General features: G+C 46.6%; 14 protein-coding genes. All 14 read right to left on the reverse strand.

The genetic code is table 11. The features are described 5' to 3' along the window. Positions 1-84 precede the first annotated feature (84 nt). Complete coding sequence (locus V7M78_RS15930) at positions 85-912, reverse strand: sugar phosphate isomerase/epimerase family protein (RefSeq protein ID WP_333651331.1); 828 nt, start codon at positions 910-912, stop codon at positions 85-87. A 71-nt stretch (positions 913-983) separates the two neighbouring features. Further along, positions 984-2,000, reverse strand: coding sequence for a zinc-binding alcohol dehydrogenase family protein (locus V7M78_RS15935; protein WP_333651403.1), 1,017 nt, complete (start codon positions 1,998-2,000; stop codon positions 984-986). A 49-nt stretch (positions 2,001-2,049) separates the two neighbouring features. Next, positions 2,050-3,318 (reverse strand): lactate racemase domain-containing protein, encoded by a 1,269-nt coding sequence (locus V7M78_RS15940; RefSeq protein ID WP_333651333.1) that lies wholly within the window; start codon positions 3,316-3,318, stop codon positions 2,050-2,052. A 19-nt stretch (positions 3,319-3,337) separates the two neighbouring features. Beyond that, a complete protein-coding gene (locus tag V7M78_RS15945; RefSeq protein WP_442914667.1) occupies positions 3,338-4,066 on the reverse strand; it encodes an ABC transporter ATP-binding protein in 729 nt (242 codons plus the stop codon). Further along, the gene (locus tag V7M78_RS15950; protein WP_333651335.1) at positions 4,056-4,817 is read right to left on the reverse strand and encodes an ABC transporter ATP-binding protein; all 762 of its coding nucleotides are present in this window, start codon (positions 4,815-4,817) and stop codon (positions 4,056-4,058) included. Before V7M78_RS15950 ends, V7M78_RS15945 begins: the two co-directional genes overlap by 11 nt. Next, on the reverse strand, positions 4,811-5,839 hold the full coding sequence (locus V7M78_RS15955; protein ID WP_333651337.1) for a branched-chain amino acid ABC transporter permease: 1,029 nt from the start codon (positions 5,837-5,839) through the stop codon (positions 4,811-4,813). The genes V7M78_RS15950 and V7M78_RS15955 overlap by 7 nt, the downstream gene beginning before the upstream one ends. A gap of 12 nt (positions 5,840-5,851) precedes the next feature. Further along, positions 5,852-6,727 (reverse strand): branched-chain amino acid ABC transporter permease, encoded by an 876-nt coding sequence (locus tag V7M78_RS15960; RefSeq protein ID WP_333651339.1) that lies wholly within the window; start codon positions 6,725-6,727, stop codon positions 5,852-5,854. 35 nt (positions 6,728-6,762) lie between these two features. After that, a complete protein-coding gene (locus V7M78_RS15965; RefSeq protein WP_333651341.1) occupies positions 6,763-8,004 on the reverse strand; it encodes an ABC transporter substrate-binding protein in 1,242 nt (413 codons plus the stop codon). A 428-nt stretch (positions 8,005-8,432) separates the two neighbouring features. Further along, on the reverse strand, positions 8,433-9,455 hold the full coding sequence (locus V7M78_RS15970) for a LacI family DNA-binding transcriptional regulator (protein WP_333651343.1): 1,023 nt from the start codon (positions 9,453-9,455) through the stop codon (positions 8,433-8,435). A gap of 135 nt (positions 9,456-9,590) precedes the next feature. Further along, on the reverse strand, positions 9,591-10,865 hold the full coding sequence (gene purD / locus V7M78_RS15975; RefSeq protein WP_333651405.1) for a phosphoribosylamine--glycine ligase: 1,275 nt from the start codon (positions 10,863-10,865) through the stop codon (positions 9,591-9,593). Next, complete coding sequence (purN, locus tag V7M78_RS15980; RefSeq protein ID WP_333651345.1) at positions 10,862-11,464, reverse strand: phosphoribosylglycinamide formyltransferase; 603 nt, start codon at positions 11,462-11,464, stop codon at positions 10,862-10,864. The genes purD and purN overlap by 4 nt, the downstream gene beginning before the upstream one ends. Further along, positions 11,458-12,483: a phosphoribosylformylglycinamidine cyclo-ligase gene (gene purM / locus V7M78_RS15985; protein ID WP_333651347.1), complete on the reverse strand. Its 1,026-nt coding sequence runs from the start codon at positions 12,481-12,483 to the stop codon at positions 11,458-11,460. The genes purN and purM overlap by 7 nt, the downstream gene beginning before the upstream one ends. A gap of 25 nt (positions 12,484-12,508) precedes the next feature. After that, positions 12,509-13,027 (reverse strand): 5-(carboxyamino)imidazole ribonucleotide mutase, encoded by a 519-nt coding sequence (gene purE, locus V7M78_RS15990; protein WP_333651349.1) that lies wholly within the window; start codon positions 13,025-13,027, stop codon positions 12,509-12,511. Between the two features lie 334 nt (positions 13,028-13,361). Beyond that, the gene (locus tag V7M78_RS15995) at positions 13,362-15,164 is read right to left on the reverse strand and encodes a methyl-accepting chemotaxis protein (RefSeq protein ID WP_333651351.1); all 1,803 of its coding nucleotides are present in this window, start codon (positions 15,162-15,164) and stop codon (positions 13,362-13,364) included. Between the last annotated feature and the right edge of the window lie 12 nt (positions 15,165-15,176).

Consider the following 15,176-nt stretch of genomic DNA (forward strand, 5'->3'; position numbering starts at 1 on the left):
ATGGCCCATTGTAGAATACAGTAGCATGAAAACGCTTTTATGTCAATGACTTTTTACGCCATTTTTCGACTCCGCTCTGTTATCTCAGCATACCTGTTTTGCATAATTTACTGCGCCGTTTAATACCTTTAAGCCTTCTGTTATGGACGTTTTTTCATCAGGAGTCGCCATGCATTCCATGGAAAATGCACCGTCATAGCCCACTGCCTGCAAAGCAACCGCAATTTCCTTAAAGTCAATGGTTCCTGAGCCAGGATAGCTTCGGGTATTATCAGCCGCGTGAACATGGCCGATTAAGCCTTTGTAGGGAAGGATGGAGGCGGACATACTGGTTTCCTCGATATTCATATGAAAAGTGTCCAGATGCATTTTCACATTGGGCCGGTCAAGCTCTTTTAAGAAACCGGCAACCTGCTTTGCATTATTTAAGAATAAAAGCTCATACCGGTTGATAATTTCCATTACCAGAATCACTTGTTTTTCCGCCGCATAGTCAGCGGCAATCCGCAGGTTTTTTGCAAGCTTTTCAGCATAAGCCCCATATCCGCCCGGATCAGACGCACGCCCTCTTATGCTCCCCATAATGACAACGCTGTTCAGCTTTGCAGCCATATCAATGTATTCATATAAGGTGCTGATTGCCCTTTGGCAAACCTCTTCATCATCTGATGTCAGGGAAATTCCCCGCAGCACGGTGGCAAGCCCGGTTCCAATTGCCGAAACCGTAACCCCTGTTTCTTCGCATGTTTTTAATAACCCTTCCACATCCACAGAAGCCGGGTCCGGCAGATGCAGTTCAATGCTCTGGGCTCCGTATGCGGCTGCCTTTTTTATATTTTCAATGGGATCTCCCTTAATCAGCGCCGGATACGCTGCCGGCGCCTCGGTTGCAATTGTAAATCCTGTTTTCATCTCATTTTCTCCCTTTTCTTATTTTTGTCACTGCTGTATCCCTTCTTGTAATCACCCTGCTGTTCTCTTTTTTATTGAAACTCAATTAAAGCCTTCATAATGGCATCAGGATTTTCCTTTACCTCTGTAAAGGCCTGTTCGGCAGATGACAGCCCATACACTCTGCTGATCAGCCTGCTTAAGTCAAATTTTCCGGCAATGGCATAATCAATCAGCTCTGTAAAGTCATCCTTTCCTGCATTCCGGGAACCGAAGATATCCAGTTCCTTTGTCTGAATCCGGGAATAGGCAAAATCCAGGTTTTTCTTGCCAATGCCAACCACCACCACACGCCCGCGGAAAGCTGCTGCATCAATGCAGTTCTGGAAGGTAGACGGCTGGCCCACACATTCGATGCACACATCAAAGCCGTCGCCCTTTGTCAGTTCCTGGACCCGCTGGTCAAAATCTTCCCGGCCTGTTACGATCACATCATCGGCTCCCAGCTCCTTTGCCATCTGCAGACGGCCTTCGCTTAAATCACTTACCACTACCTCAGCTCCCAGCAGCTTGGCTCCCATCACAGCCAAAACCCCAATAGGACCGGCCCCTACTACCAAAACCCTGTCGCCCTTTTTTACGCTTCCCCTCTTTACTGCATGGTAGCTGATGCAAAATGGTTCAATCAGAGCCAGCTCCTTAGCATCAAGGCCTTTGCCATCGTAAATGCGTTCCACAGGCATGGAAAAATACTGGCGGAATATTCCGTCCCGCTGTGCCCCCAATGTCTGATTGCCTGTACAGCAATTTACGAAACCTCGCCTGCAGGAATAACAATGGCCGCAGTTATAATAAGGATTTCCGGTTACAATCATGCCGGGCTTAAGGCCGTACTCATTGTCGTCCACTTCCACCACACGGGCTGAAAACTCATGTCCCGGAATGCGGGGATAACTGGAATATAAAAAGGTTCCCCGGTATGTACCCATATCTGATCCGCATATGCCGCCGTATAAGATTTCCAGCAGCGCCTCTCCCGGCTTTCTTTCCGGTTTTTCCATCTCTTCCACCTGAACCTTGCCCGGCTCAGGTATCCTGACATATTTCATTTTTTCCATCTTAAATATCCTCTTCTCTCTTGGTTTAACGTTAACCTTTTCAGAATAAATTATACCCCTGATCAAATTTCCATTCATAGGGGTCTGACAATATTTCTATTTCAGGAATCAGCCTTGCTTTTTCAACCAATGATTCCGATATTTCTATTTCTTCCATTAATAAGGTGTTTTTTACCCGGATCATGGTCACCTTTTCCTTTTGGATTCCGGTACACGTCTTTACTGCCGCCTGCAAGGCCTCTTTGTCGTTCATAAATACAGGAGGAATCCTGCAATTGCACAGTGCGGTGCTGGTCAGCACATTGGGATAGGACTTTTCCCGGTCAAACTTCCGGAATGCCCTCATGGTGGAGATATCGGCCAGTCCCAAACCATTGCCGTTTCCATGGCTTTGCTCTGATATGTCCAGTACCACAACCCGCTGGGTCTTTAATCCGGTCCTGATGTTATCCACGGTAAAACGTCCGGTAATATTGGGGTCCATTCCGTCTCCGCTGATATTTTTTCCGATTTCATCCACCACCAGTATATCTGCCTCGGGAAAGTAAAACCTTGCCATTTTCTCCTTGGCAATTTCAAGAAGCCTGGGCTCCTCCTCAGGAATTTCTTCATATGTAAGGGCCCGTATCAGGGCAGTTTCCTCGTAGGCATTTTCCACAATGGCAACACCGAACAATATCTTTGCATGCTTATGGATTGCAAGGCCGTATTGTTCCACGTTTTCCGCCATATGGTACAATCCGTGATGGTGGCAGGCCTCCGCTCCTCTTTGCTTGCCAAGGCCTATTGCCATCATTTTGATCAATCCGCTTTCATATCTGCCCCGGAAAGAGGTGTGGGCCTTTATACGGTTGACAACAATAATGCCGTCCGCTTCATTTGCATGTTTGTCAATCATCACCGGAGAACCCTTCGGCAGCTCACACAGCTTTACAACCTCCATATCACACAGAACAGGACAGCCCATGCGCTCCTCAGTAATTCCATATCCGGCCAGGACCTCCTGCTGTCCTTTGGGGCTGGCACCGCCATGGCTTCCCATGGCGGCGACAATAAAAGGCAGTGCCCCTTTTTCCTTGCAAAAATCCACAATTTCCTTTGTTATTTTATCAATGCCTGTAATTCCCCTGCTTCCTGCGGTAATAGCGATTCTCATGCCCGGGGTGATTGTCTCTCCAATCCCCCGGCCCATAAGTTCCTTTCTCAGTACTGCTGCCGCATCATCAAGGTGTTCCTTACAGAACTTCTGCCTTACCCGTACCATCTTAGGCAGCCTGATATGTTTTAATAATTCATTTATTTCCCCCAAGTCCTTACATCTCCTGTATTTAAGTAATGCCGAGGTAAGTTTTCTTTACTTCCTCATTGCCCAGCAGCTCCTTTGCCGTTCCTTCCAACACCACTTCACCCATTGCCAGCACATAACCGCGGTCAGCAATGCGCAGGGCTGCATTGGAATTCTGTTCCACCACCATGATGGTGGTGCTGTCTTTATTGATTTTTTGAATGATGCTGAAAATATCCTGGATGATCAAAGGGGCCAGCCCCATGGAAGGCTCATCCATGATCAGAAGCTTTGGCTTTGACATCAGGGCCCTGGCTACTGCCAGCATCTGCTGCTCGCCTCCGGACAAGGTTCCTGCCAGCTGCCGCTCCCGTTCCTTCAGCCTTGGAAACAGGGAAAAACAGTATTCCAGACTGTCTGATACCTCTTTTTTATCCTTCCGCAAATAGGCACCCATCTGAAGATTTTCCATTACCGTAAGCTGAGGAAAGACCATGCGGCCTTCCAGCACCTGCACAAGACCTTCTCCGGTTATTTTATAAGGTGCCATCCGGTCAATCTTTTTTCCGCAGAACGTGATGGTACCTCCCGTAAGCCTTCCAAGCAATCCGGAAACAGCCCTCAATGTGGTGGTCTTTCCGGCACCGTTGCTTCCGATAACTGCCACGATCTCCCCTTCATTTACCTGGAGGGATACATCTCTGACCGCTGCTATGGCACCATAGTGATACGTCAAGTGATCAATCTCTAACATTGGAGTATTAGCCAACATTTTCACCTCCTAAGTAAGCTTCCACAACAGCAGGATTACTCTGGACCTCTAAGGGAGTTCCCAGTGCAAGCTCCTGTCCGTAATTAAGCACACATATCCTGTCTGTTAAGTTCATGACAAACTTCATATCATGTTCCACCACCAGGGCTGTAATGCCTTTCTTGCGGATGCGCAGAACAAGTTCTTTCAGCTCCATCTTTTCACTAGGGTTCATGCCGGCCGCAGGCTCGTCAAGAAGGAGTAAAACCGGGTCGCTTGCCAGGGCGCGGGCAATTTCAAGAAGGCGCTGTTCGCCGTAGGACAGGTTGCAGGCCTCATCGCTTAAACGGTGATTCAGCCCTACAAATTCAAGCATTTCCCTGGCTTTTTGCTCCACTTCCTTTTCTTCCTTCCTCTGGGAAGCGGTTCTTATAATAGAAGAAATAAGGCCTGCCTTCATGTGGCTTTGCCTGCCCACCATAACATTTTCCAGAACAGTCATTTCCCTAAACAGGTTGATGTTTTGGTATGTACGGGCAATTCCCTGGCTGTTGATCTCAAACATAGGACGGCCCTGGATTTCCTTCCCGTTTAATATGACCTTGCCGGAAGTTGGAACAAGGGCTCCGCTGATCATGTTAAAGCAGGTGGTTTTTCCGGCTCCGTTGGGCCCGATCAATCCGAATATCTCGCCCTCTTCTATGGTGAAGTTTAAATCGTTTACCGCAACCAATCCGCCAAACCGGATTGTCAGATGTTCAACTGTTAACAATGTCCCTTCCTCCCATCTTTTAACAAGTGTACGGCATACTGGAACAAGCCGTATAAGCCTTTCGGCAGAAAGAGGATGGAAACCAGCATCAGGCCTCCGTAAATAAGCATTTGATAATCCCGGAATGCCTGCAGCATTTCCTGGCTGCAGGTAATGATCACCGCACCCAGCAAAGGACCGATCAGATTGCCGTTTCCTCCGAATACCAGCATGGTCAGAAAGATCACCGACTGGGCATACATAAAGCTTTCCGGGCTGATAAATGTAACAAGATGGGCATACAACGCTCCTGATACTCCCGTAAAGAATGCGGAGATGGCAAAAGCCATAATCTTGTATTTTCTGATATCCACGCCGCAGCCGTTTGCCGCAAGCTGGTTTTCACGAACAGCGATGAAGCAGCGTCCCACCCGAGAGTTTACAATGTTGGTCTTTATGACCAGGATCAGGGCGATGAGAGCCAGCAAAAACAGATAAAACTTATAATTGTTATCCAGCTCAATGCCAAAAATGTTGATGTATGGAATTCCTGCAATTCCCAAAAAGCCGTTGGTCAGGCCCGGAAATGAGGAAGCAGCCAGGTATACAAGCTGTGCAAAAGCAATGGTCAGCAGGGAAAGAAAGTGCTGAACCAGCCTGGTTGCCGGTAAGGAAAGTAAAATACCAAATCCCATGGCAAGAAGGGCTGCCAGAAAAATGCTCACCATTGGAGTGACCGTAAATCCCAGCCATTTTCCAAGCCCGTAGGAGGGGTGGCTCAGCAGGGCCGAGGCATATGCACCAATGCAGTAAAATCCCGCATGTCCCAGGGAAATCTGTCCCGTATAGCCAAAGAGAAGATCAAGGCCCGAGGTTGCAATGGAATATATCATGATAATACACATGAGAAAAATAAGATAACTGTTTGCCGAAAAACCGATGCCGAAATTCAGCATGGTGGGCACCACCAAAAGCAGGATGACGGCGATGACTACGGCTGACTTTTTCAGGGCAGAGTTTTTTCCCTCTAATAATTTTTTCATTTGCTCTCCCCCTTACGTATCGTATACTTTTGCGTTGAAAATGCCCGTGGGTTTAAAAATCATGGCCAGAATCAGCAGCGCAAACACAATGAAATCCTTGTAAAGAGAACCAATGTATGCGGCGGAAAATGTTTCGATCAGGCCGATTAAAAGGGCTCCTACAATAGCGCCGTACATATTTCCATAGCCTCCGATTACGGCAGAGGCAAAGCTTTTCATACCAAGCTGGGTTCCCAGGTTCATGGACACTCCTAAGTTGGGAGCCACAATGATTCCTCCCAGACAGGCCAGAGCCGCAGCAATGCCGTAGGTAATGCTGATGGTTCTCCATACGTGAATTCCCATCACATTTGCTGCCATTTTATTCTGTGCCGAAGCCCGCATAGCTGTTCCGAACTTTGTTTTATTTAAAAACAGGTGAAGCGTCACCATGGCCGTAATAGCTGCCACAATAGCCAGAATCCCTTCCAGGCGCACACTGGCATCTCCCAATTTAATAGGGGAAAGCTTGGTGAAAATAGAAGGAAACGAATGCTGTCTGCTGTCCCATAAAAGCATTGCCGCATTCTGTAAGATGGTGGAAAGGGCAATGGTAGCCAGCACAATGTAAATATTTTTGGCTTTCTTCTTTACTAAAGTGCGGATAAAAGTCCGTTCCATTGCCATGCCCAGCAAAAACATGAGAATCATGGAAAGGGCCAGGGAGACCGCAAAAGGCCATCCCCAGTTTCCAAAAAACGTAAGTCCCATAAAAGCTCCAACCATCAGCAAGTCCGGCTGGGTAAAATTCATATATCCGGATGCCTGGTAAATCAGGCTGTAACCCAAAGCCAGCATCCCGTATGTACAGCCCAGTACCAGTCCTCCAATCAATACATTTACAAACATATTATTTCATCCTTTCCGATGCCGTTTGCGGTTTGTCAATTAACGGACGGAGCACCAAATTCAGTCACATATTTGTCCAGCAGATAGTTGCGTCCATTTTCTGTAATAAATATCTGTGTTCCTACCATGCCCTCGCCGTTGTCAAACTGAGTATAATCAATGGTGCCTGCCAGCACTTCCAGGCCATTGATCTGCTTGATGGCATCACGGATAGCTGTCGGCTCTACGGACCCTGCGTCTTCAATTCCCTTGGAAATAATGGTCACTGCATCGTATGCACGGTATGCCACATCGCCGATAGGAAGTGCGCCGTATTCATCCACAAAAGCCTGAAGGAATTCTTTTTCCTTTTCAGAGTTTGCCTCTTCCACGCTGTCCGGGATTACATGCACAGCGTAATAGATGCTGTTATTTGCCGCATCTCCTGCCACCAGACGCACATCCGGCATGCCAAGGCATTCGTTTCCAAAGATAAATCCGGTATATCTCAATCCGCGAAGCTGCTTAATCATAGGGCCTGCCTGCTCCACCTGTACAGAAAGGAAAATGCCGTCAGGCTTTGCAGAAATCATCTTGGAAAGCTGTCCGGTCCAGTCCGTATCCGTATTCTGACTGACCTCAGAGGTTACAATTTCAATCTTGCCCCTTTTAGCCGCCTCGTCAGTCACCAGTTTTGCACTGGAAATACTTCCTTCATCCTGGGCGATCATAACTGCCAGTTTCTTTACGCCAACCTGTTCCATGGCATCATTTAAAGGAGCCGCACCGGATTCGGAGTTTCCCTGAGAACGGAAAAAGTATTTCCATCCGTTTTTCAGCCAGACCGGCCCAAGTCCGGTGCCCACACATGGAATTCCGGCCTTCTCGATCTTATCTCCCGCTGCCTGTACGTTGCTGCTCAGCTGGGAACCTACAATCGCACTTACCTTGTCATCTTCCACAAGCCGGGTTGCCGCCTTTACCGCACCTTCCGGAGTTCCCTTATCATCATAAACAACCAGATCGATCTGCTTTCCCAGCAGACCTCCTGCTGCATTCAGCTGCTTTACCTTTAACTGAGCTCCTTTTCTGGCTTCCTGGCCGGTCATGGAGTTAGGGCCTGTCTCAGGTCCGAAATATCCAAGCTTTACCGCATCCCCGGCAGGCGCTGCGCTTCCTGTTGTAGTTTCTCCTGCTCCCCCGCTTACAGTACCCGTTGAACTGCTCTGGCTTCCTGAGCATGCTGACAGGGATAATACCATAGAACCAACCAATAATAATGCTAATCTTTTTTTCATGTTATTCTCCTTCTCAAATACACATCGTTTTTTTCAGGTGTTTTGGCAAGTCACCTGCACTTGAACATACAACATTCTTTTGCGCAAAAGAAGCTCATGGAATCTCCTAAAAGATTAATTGACCTCGTTTATATTTAACGTTAACCTTAAGGATTCTCCTTTGATATTTATAATATAATCATATAATGTCTAACTTGTCAACATTATTATTGATATTTTTATATATTTTTACCTAATATTTGTTATTAAATTAACAATTATGCTTTGCCATAAAGACTTTTCCATATCCTTCCAATTAATTTAATTTTAACGTTAACCTATCATTCCACATTTATCTTTCCCCTTCCATGCAATACAAAAAAAATTGCTGTTCTGAGTAAGCACTTACTCAAAACAGCAATTTCATCATTTACCTATCCTGTATTTATCTATTCTGTTTTACCGATAAAGGTCGACTGCCTCTCTATTAACTTGCTTTGAATGATAATGCGCTGAACCGGGTCAGAAGGTACTTCTATCTGCGACAAGAGAAGCTCCAGCCCCTTCCTGCCTATCTCCTCAAAAGGCTGCCGTATGGTAGTCAGGGAAGGAGTGATGTATTTGGCAATATCAATATCGTCATATCCTGATACACAGACATCTCCCGGAACCTCCAGCCCTAATTCGTGGCAGGCCCGGATTACACCCACTGCCAGCAGATCAGATGCGCAGATCACTGCATCAAAGGATATGCCCTCATGGATCAACTGATGAATCTTTTCATAGCCGTCTTCAATACTGGCCTGAAGGTGGTATACCCTGTCTTCAGAAATAAAACTCCCTTCCAGGCTTAAGGCCTTCTGCGCTCCCGCCAGCCGGTCATGACCGATCTGATAGTCCATTGGCAGGCCGAAAAACAAAATCTGTTTCCTGCCCAGGCGCCCCATCAGCCTTCCTACCTCAAAACCGCCTGTATAGTTATCATTAATGACAGATGTAACCTGCTTTGTCTCGCTTTCACGGAGCAGAAGAACCACCGGCATATACAGCCGTTCCAGCCATTCCGCATACGCTGCACCTGTCAAGTTGCTTCCAACCAAAATTAAACCAGCAATACGCTGGTTCAGCATGGTCTTAATTACGTTTTGTTCTTTCTTTTTGTCGTTGACACTGTTGCCAATGATAATTCCATATTGCTTTATTTCTGCCGCATGGACAATGCTGTTTAAAACACGGAGATGGGATACCAGACTGCCGTCTGCCATGACAACTCCGATGGTTCTTGACTGATCCAGGCGCAGACCCTTGGCAAGCAAATTCGGCGTATAGTTTAGTTCTCTTGCAGCTTTTAACACCCTGTCACTGGTTTCTTTTGAAATACCGTCCTTACCATTCAGGACCTTTGAAGCTGTCATAATTGAAACCTTAGACCTCGCTGCAACATCTTTTAATGTTGCTCTTTTTTCGGTCAAAACTACTACTTCCTTACTCAATTTTTCCTGTTTCCTGATTATTTTACTTATTATAGCAAAACAAGATTACAGTGTCAATAGAGGCCGGTCCGCCGCATCGGTCCGGCCAATGAACTTTAGGAAGCTGCACAAAAATTATATATCTTCAATTCCCCTGCCAATATCCAGTCTCATATATTTATTCTCAAAGGAAACCCACTGAACTGCTTCATAAGCCTTGTCCCTGGCCTCCTTTAAGTCCGCTCCCACTGCGGTCACTCCCAGCACTCTTCCCCCTGCAGTCACCGCATTTCCACGGTCATCCAAACTGGTTCCCGCATGAAAGGCAAAATATCCGTCCCGGTTCTTAAATGCTTCCAGTCCGCCAATGGAATATCCTTTTTCATAATGCTCCGGATATCCTTCCGATGCCAGAACCACGCAAACGGCGGCATTATCCTCAAACTGCAGATCAATCTGGTCTAAGCTGCCGTCAATGCAGGCCTCAAAAACCTCCACAATGTCATTTTTCATCCGCGGAAGTACAACCTGAGTCTCCGGGTCTCCGAATCTGGCGTTATACTCCAACACCTTTGGCCCCGCTTCCGTCAGCATTAAACCGAAAAATATAATCCCTTTAAATTCCCTTCCCTCTGCCTTCATGGCATCCACAGTGGCCTGATAAATATACTTTCTGCAAAATTCATCCACTTCCTCTGTGTAAAAAGGACTTGGTGAAAAGGTTCCCATACCCCCTGTATTAAGGCCCTGATCCCCATCCTTAGCCCGTTTATGATCCTGGGCGGAAGTCATGATTTTAATGGTCTTTCCATCCACAAAGGAAAGCACCGATACCTCACGGCCTGTCATAAATTCCTCCGCCACAATCCGGTTTCCTGCAGAGCCGAACTGCTTATTAACCATCAGAGTTTTTACCCCGTTTACCGCTTCTTCCCTTGTGCCGCAGATCAAAACGCCCTTTCCCAAAGCCAGTCCATCCGCCTTTAACACAATGGGCATTTTAGCTGTTTCCAGATATGCAAGAGCTGCCTCCGATGAGTCAAACACCTCATAAGAAGCCGTAGGAATTCCATACTTTTTCATCAGATTCTTGGAAAATGACTTGGATCCTTCCAGCAAAGCAGCCGCCTTACTTGGGCCGAACACCTTAAAACCAGCCTTCTCCAGCACATCCACCGCTCCGGCCACCAACGGGTCATCAGGCCCTACAACGATGAGATCAACTCCCTTTTCTCTGGCAAAAACCGCCTGTTGGTCAAAATCCATCACACCGATATTCACACATTCTGCAATTTCAGCTATGCCTGCATTTCCGGGAGCACAGTATATCTGATGATCTTTCGGGCTCTGAGCAATCTTCCAGGCAATTGCATGCTCCCGCCCTCCGCCTCCTATGATGAGAACCTTCATTCTGTCTCCTCCTGTCTGTCTGCGATCATTGCAATCGCTTGGGGAAGTATCTTCCATTCCGCTTCCTCCATGACCCTCTTCTGCAAAGACTCAGGTGTATCCCCCTCATGAACCTCCACTGCCTTCTGCAAAAGGATAGGGCCTGTATCCGTTCCCTCATCCACGTAGTGAACCGTAGCGCCTGTAATCTTCACTCCCCGCTCCAGAACTGCCTCATGAACCTTAAGTCCGTAATATCCCTTTCCGCAGAAAGACGGAATCAGGGAAGGATGAATATTGATGATCCTGTTTCTGTACTTTTGTACCATGGCCGGCGGAATTGTCACCAAAAATCCAGCCAGGACGATAAGATCCAGCCCGTATTCATCCACTTTTTCGAGAAGAGCGTTATTAAATGCCTGCCTTTCCTGAAAGTCACCGGGAGAAATGCAGAAAGCGTCAATTCCATGGTTTTTGGCCCGTTTCAGAGCATAGGCATTCTGATTGTTGCTGATAACCACCTTTACCTCAGCACCCGTTATCTGCCCGCTCTCAATTGCATCCAGAACCGCCTGCAGATTGGTTCCCCCTCCGGAAACCAATACACCGATCTTTAACATAAGGTTACACCTTTCTCCCCGGACTCTGTATGTCCGATCACATAAGGAATCTCACCTGCCTGACGGATGGCTTCCATAGATTTCTCCTCATCCAACGGATCAACAGCCAGCACCATTCCGATTCCCATGTTATAAGTGTTATACATCACCTTTTCTTCAACCCCGCCTTTTTCCGCCAAAAGCTTAAAAATTGCCGGAATTTCATAGCTGTCCTTTTTAATCACAGCACCGATTCCCTCCGGAAGCATCCTGGGAATGTTTTCATAAAAACCGCCGCCCGTAATATGGCTGCAGGCCTTGATCACAATGCCACTGTCCTTTATGCTTTTTAAAGCCTTTACATAAATCTTGGTAGGGGTCATCAGCTCTTCTCCAAGAGTTTTCCCCAATTCATCGTAGTAAGTATTAAGCCCTTCCTTTGTCATATCAAATACCTTGCGCACCAGGGAATATCCATTGCTGTGAACACCGGAGGAAGCCATGCCGATCAGCACATCCCCGGCCTTTAACCCGGCTCCGGTAATCAGGTTCTTTTCATCTGCCACACCTACTGCAAAACCTGCCAGATCGTATTCCTCCTCTGGATAAAATCCCGGCATTTCGGCTGTCTCTCCGCCGATTAAGGCGGCTCCGGCCTGCTTGCAGCCCTCTGCCACTCCCTTGACGATTTCAGCAATCCGCTCCGGATCATTTTTGCCGCAGGCAATGTAATCCAGGAAGAATAAAGGCTCTCCGCCTGCACAGGCGATGTCATTGACACACATTGCCACACAGTCTATTCCCACAGTATGGTGCTTGTTCATGATAAATCCAAGCTTCAGCTTTGTTCCCACTCCGTCGGTTCCAGATAACAAGACAGGCTTTTCCATTTCCTTAAAGGCTGACATGGAAAATGCTCCTGAAAATCCTCCCAGTCCTCCAAGAACTTCCGGTCTCATAGTCTCCTGCACATGCTTTTTCATCAATTCCACCGATTTATAACCAGCCTCAATGTCCACTCCGGCGTTTCTATAATCCATGTTTCTTCCTCCGCTTCCCCTGTTCTTACTTTTTCATCTGGGATAAATACTCCCTGTATCCTATTTCATTGAGCTTTTCCGCTTTTTTCACCACATCGTCCTTTAAATTTTCCCCGTACTTCTTTACCTTTTCCAAAAGTTCAGAATCACTGGCAGACAGTATCTTAGCCGCCAGAATTCCCGCATTGGTTCCCCCGTTAATGGCAACGGTGGCAACAGGAATGCCGGAGGGCATCTGCACGATGGAATAAAGAGAATCCACACCGCCTAAATCTGAGGTTTTCATAGGTACCCCGATCACAGGCATAGGAAATAACGCCGCACACATACCGGGAAGGTGGGCTGCCTTGCCAGCTCCTGCAATGATGACCTTTACTCCCCTTGCCTCAGCCGTCCTGGCATACTCAAAGAATACATCAGGCTCCCTGTGGGCGGAAATCACAGTGATTTCAAAATCCACTCCCAGCGCCTCCAAAACTTCAGCAGCCTGAGCCATAACAGGCATATCAGAATCACTTCCCATTACAATTGATACGTTTGCCATAGTAAATTCTCCTTTTCCTTTCATATGTTTATACAATTCATTATTGTTAATAATACTTTAAATAAGTATGTCTAATATATATTACTCATTAATTAATCTCACCTTATTAATTATAATACTAGTTTTTTTCTGACCCGTCAATCATTTTTTCTCAAATTTAATTTCCTCAAAATTCATTGTAAGAAAGAATCATATTCCATGAAGCTGCCTCTGTAAAAAAGCAAAAAAAATACGCTTTGACAAAAAAACATATCAAAGCGCATTTCATGTATTAAAAACTGTTATGTATTTTTCTGCTGCAAACTTAGATCACGGAAACCTGAGGCTGAATCAATCAATATTTCCCGCCGCCAAAGGTAGATGGTTCATCGAAATAAGATGGATCAATGTCTAAAACCGGTGTCTCAGTCTCTGCTGCGTAATAAGGGGAGGCAGACTTGCAAGTCTTTACTCCTCCGTCAGTGCCGGAAAGGCTGAAACGGCTTAAAAGTCCCTTCATGATCTGTGCCTGTCCTGACAGTTCTTCGCTGGCTGCAGCGCTCTGCTCTGCAGTTGCGGAGTTAGTCTGAACAACGCTGGATATCTGGTCAATTCCAAGGCTCACCTCATTGACCGCAGTCGCCTGTAAATTGGAAGCTGACGCAATGGATTCAATGATGGTATTGATACGCTTGCTGCCTACCACAACTGCCTGCATTGCTTCTGCTGTCTCTGCTGTAATTCTGGCACCATTTTCCACGGCTCTTATGCTTTCCTCAATGAGTATGGTGGTGTTCTTGGCCGCTTCTCCTGATTTGCTGGCAAGATTGCGTACTTCATCAGCTACCACTGCAAAGCCTTTTCCTGCTTCCCCTGCACGGGCAGCTTCCACTGCTGCATTCAGTGCCAGGATATTGGTCTGAAAAGCGATGTCCTCAATGGTCTTTATGATCTTTCCGATCTCATTGGACTTAGTACTGATTTCCAGCATAGCCGCGTACATTTCATCCATCTTCTCATTGCTCTTTGTCACATTAGTGGCAGTCTCCTCAGAGCTTAAACGGGCTTCCTTAGCGCTCTGGGCATTGTTATTGATCTGATTGGAAATATCATTAATGGTTGCTGCCAGCTCCTGAATGGAGGAAGCCTGCTCTGTAGCGCCCTGGGATAAGGTCTGGGCACCGGAGGATACCTGGTCGGAGCCGTTTGCCACCAAATCTGCGGACTCGCTGATGCGGTAGAGAGAATCACTTAAATTGTCCCGAAGCTTGCGCAGAGAACCGAGGATGGTTGCATAATCAAGGACATATTTTTCCGGGCAGCGGGAGTTAAACTGAAATCTTCCATCCGCCATCTCTCCCGTCAGGTAAGAGATATCTTCAATAATGGTTCTGATATTGGAAATCGTATTCCGCATGCTGTCAGAGAGAGCACCAAGCTCATCTCCTGACTGGTAATTTAAGGAAACCTGAAGACTTCCTTCTGACATCTCCTTAGCAGCCTTTTCAATCTCCTTTATGGGAGTTACAATACGCTTTGTTAAGAAGTATGAAAAGCCCAACGCTGTCAGAACTGCGATGATCTGAACAACAACAACCAGCACTTGAAGAAATGCGGCTTCTCTCTGGCTGTTCTTAAAATCACCGTCAGTAGACTGATCAACCTCATTGCCGATTTCTGTCAGACTGTCACGAATCTTGGCAAGAGCCGGATTGACAGAACTGAAGAACACTTCCGTAGCCTGACGGCTCTTGTTCTGCCGTGCCAGTTCAAATACCTCATTCTTATAAATCTCCAGTTCTTTTACATCACCTTCCAGCCGGTCCAAAATAGCTTTATCTCCCTTATGCTTCTCCCTTAAAAACTGGATACCATTCATAAAGTTTTCCACATTGGAATCTGCCGATTTAATATACTGCTCTGTGTCGTTTAAATCAGTGCTCAAAGTAGCATATGCCATGTTCTTGGCTGCTGCCTGAATCTCAAGCCTCATCTCCATCGCACTCACCGCCACCTTGTGACCATTGTTGAAAAATTCCACCAGTCTTCCATTGTTCTGTCTCAGCCCTAAAATAGAGATGCCAGAAACAATTAAAAACAATACAAGAACAATTCCAAATGCTGCCGCAATTCTTTTGCCAATCTTTAAACTTTTCACACTAGTTCCTCC

Source organism: Lacrimispora sp., from assembly GCF_036758025.1.
Classification (GTDB): Bacteria; Bacillota; Clostridia; order Lachnospirales; family Lachnospiraceae; genus Lacrimispora.

Coding starts and splice junctions, on each gene's coding strand:
- V7M78_RS15930 (WP_333651331.1), bottom strand. CDS start 912: ATGAAAACAGGATTTACAATTGCAACCGAGGCGCCGGCAGCGTATCCG.
- V7M78_RS15935 (WP_333651403.1), bottom strand. CDS start 2,000: ATGAAATATGTCAGGATACCTGAGCCGGGCAAGGTTCAGGTGGAAGAG.
- V7M78_RS15945 (WP_442914667.1), bottom strand. CDS start 4,066: ATGTTGGCTAATACTCCAATGTTAGAGATTGATCACTTGACGTATCAC.
- V7M78_RS15955 (WP_333651337.1), bottom strand. CDS start 5,839: ATGAAAAAATTATTAGAGGGAAAAAACTCTGCCCTGAAAAAGTCAGCC.
- V7M78_RS15960 (WP_333651339.1), bottom strand. CDS start 6,727: ATGTTTGTAAATGTATTGATTGGAGGACTGGTACTGGGCTGTACATAC.
- V7M78_RS15965 (WP_333651341.1), bottom strand. CDS start 8,004: ATGAAAAAAAGATTAGCATTATTATTGGTTGGTTCTATGGTATTATCC.
- purD (WP_333651405.1), bottom strand. CDS start 10,865: ATGAAGGTTCTCATCATAGGAGGCGGAGGGCGGGAGCATGCAATTGCC.
- purN (WP_333651345.1), bottom strand. CDS start 11,464: ATGTTAAAGATCGGTGTATTGGTTTCCGGAGGGGGAACCAATCTGCAG.
- purM (WP_333651347.1), bottom strand. CDS start 12,483: ATGGATTATAGAAACGCCGGAGTGGACATTGAGGCTGGTTATAAATCG.
- purE (WP_333651349.1), bottom strand. CDS start 13,027: ATGGCAAACGTATCAATTGTAATGGGAAGTGATTCTGATATGCCTGTT.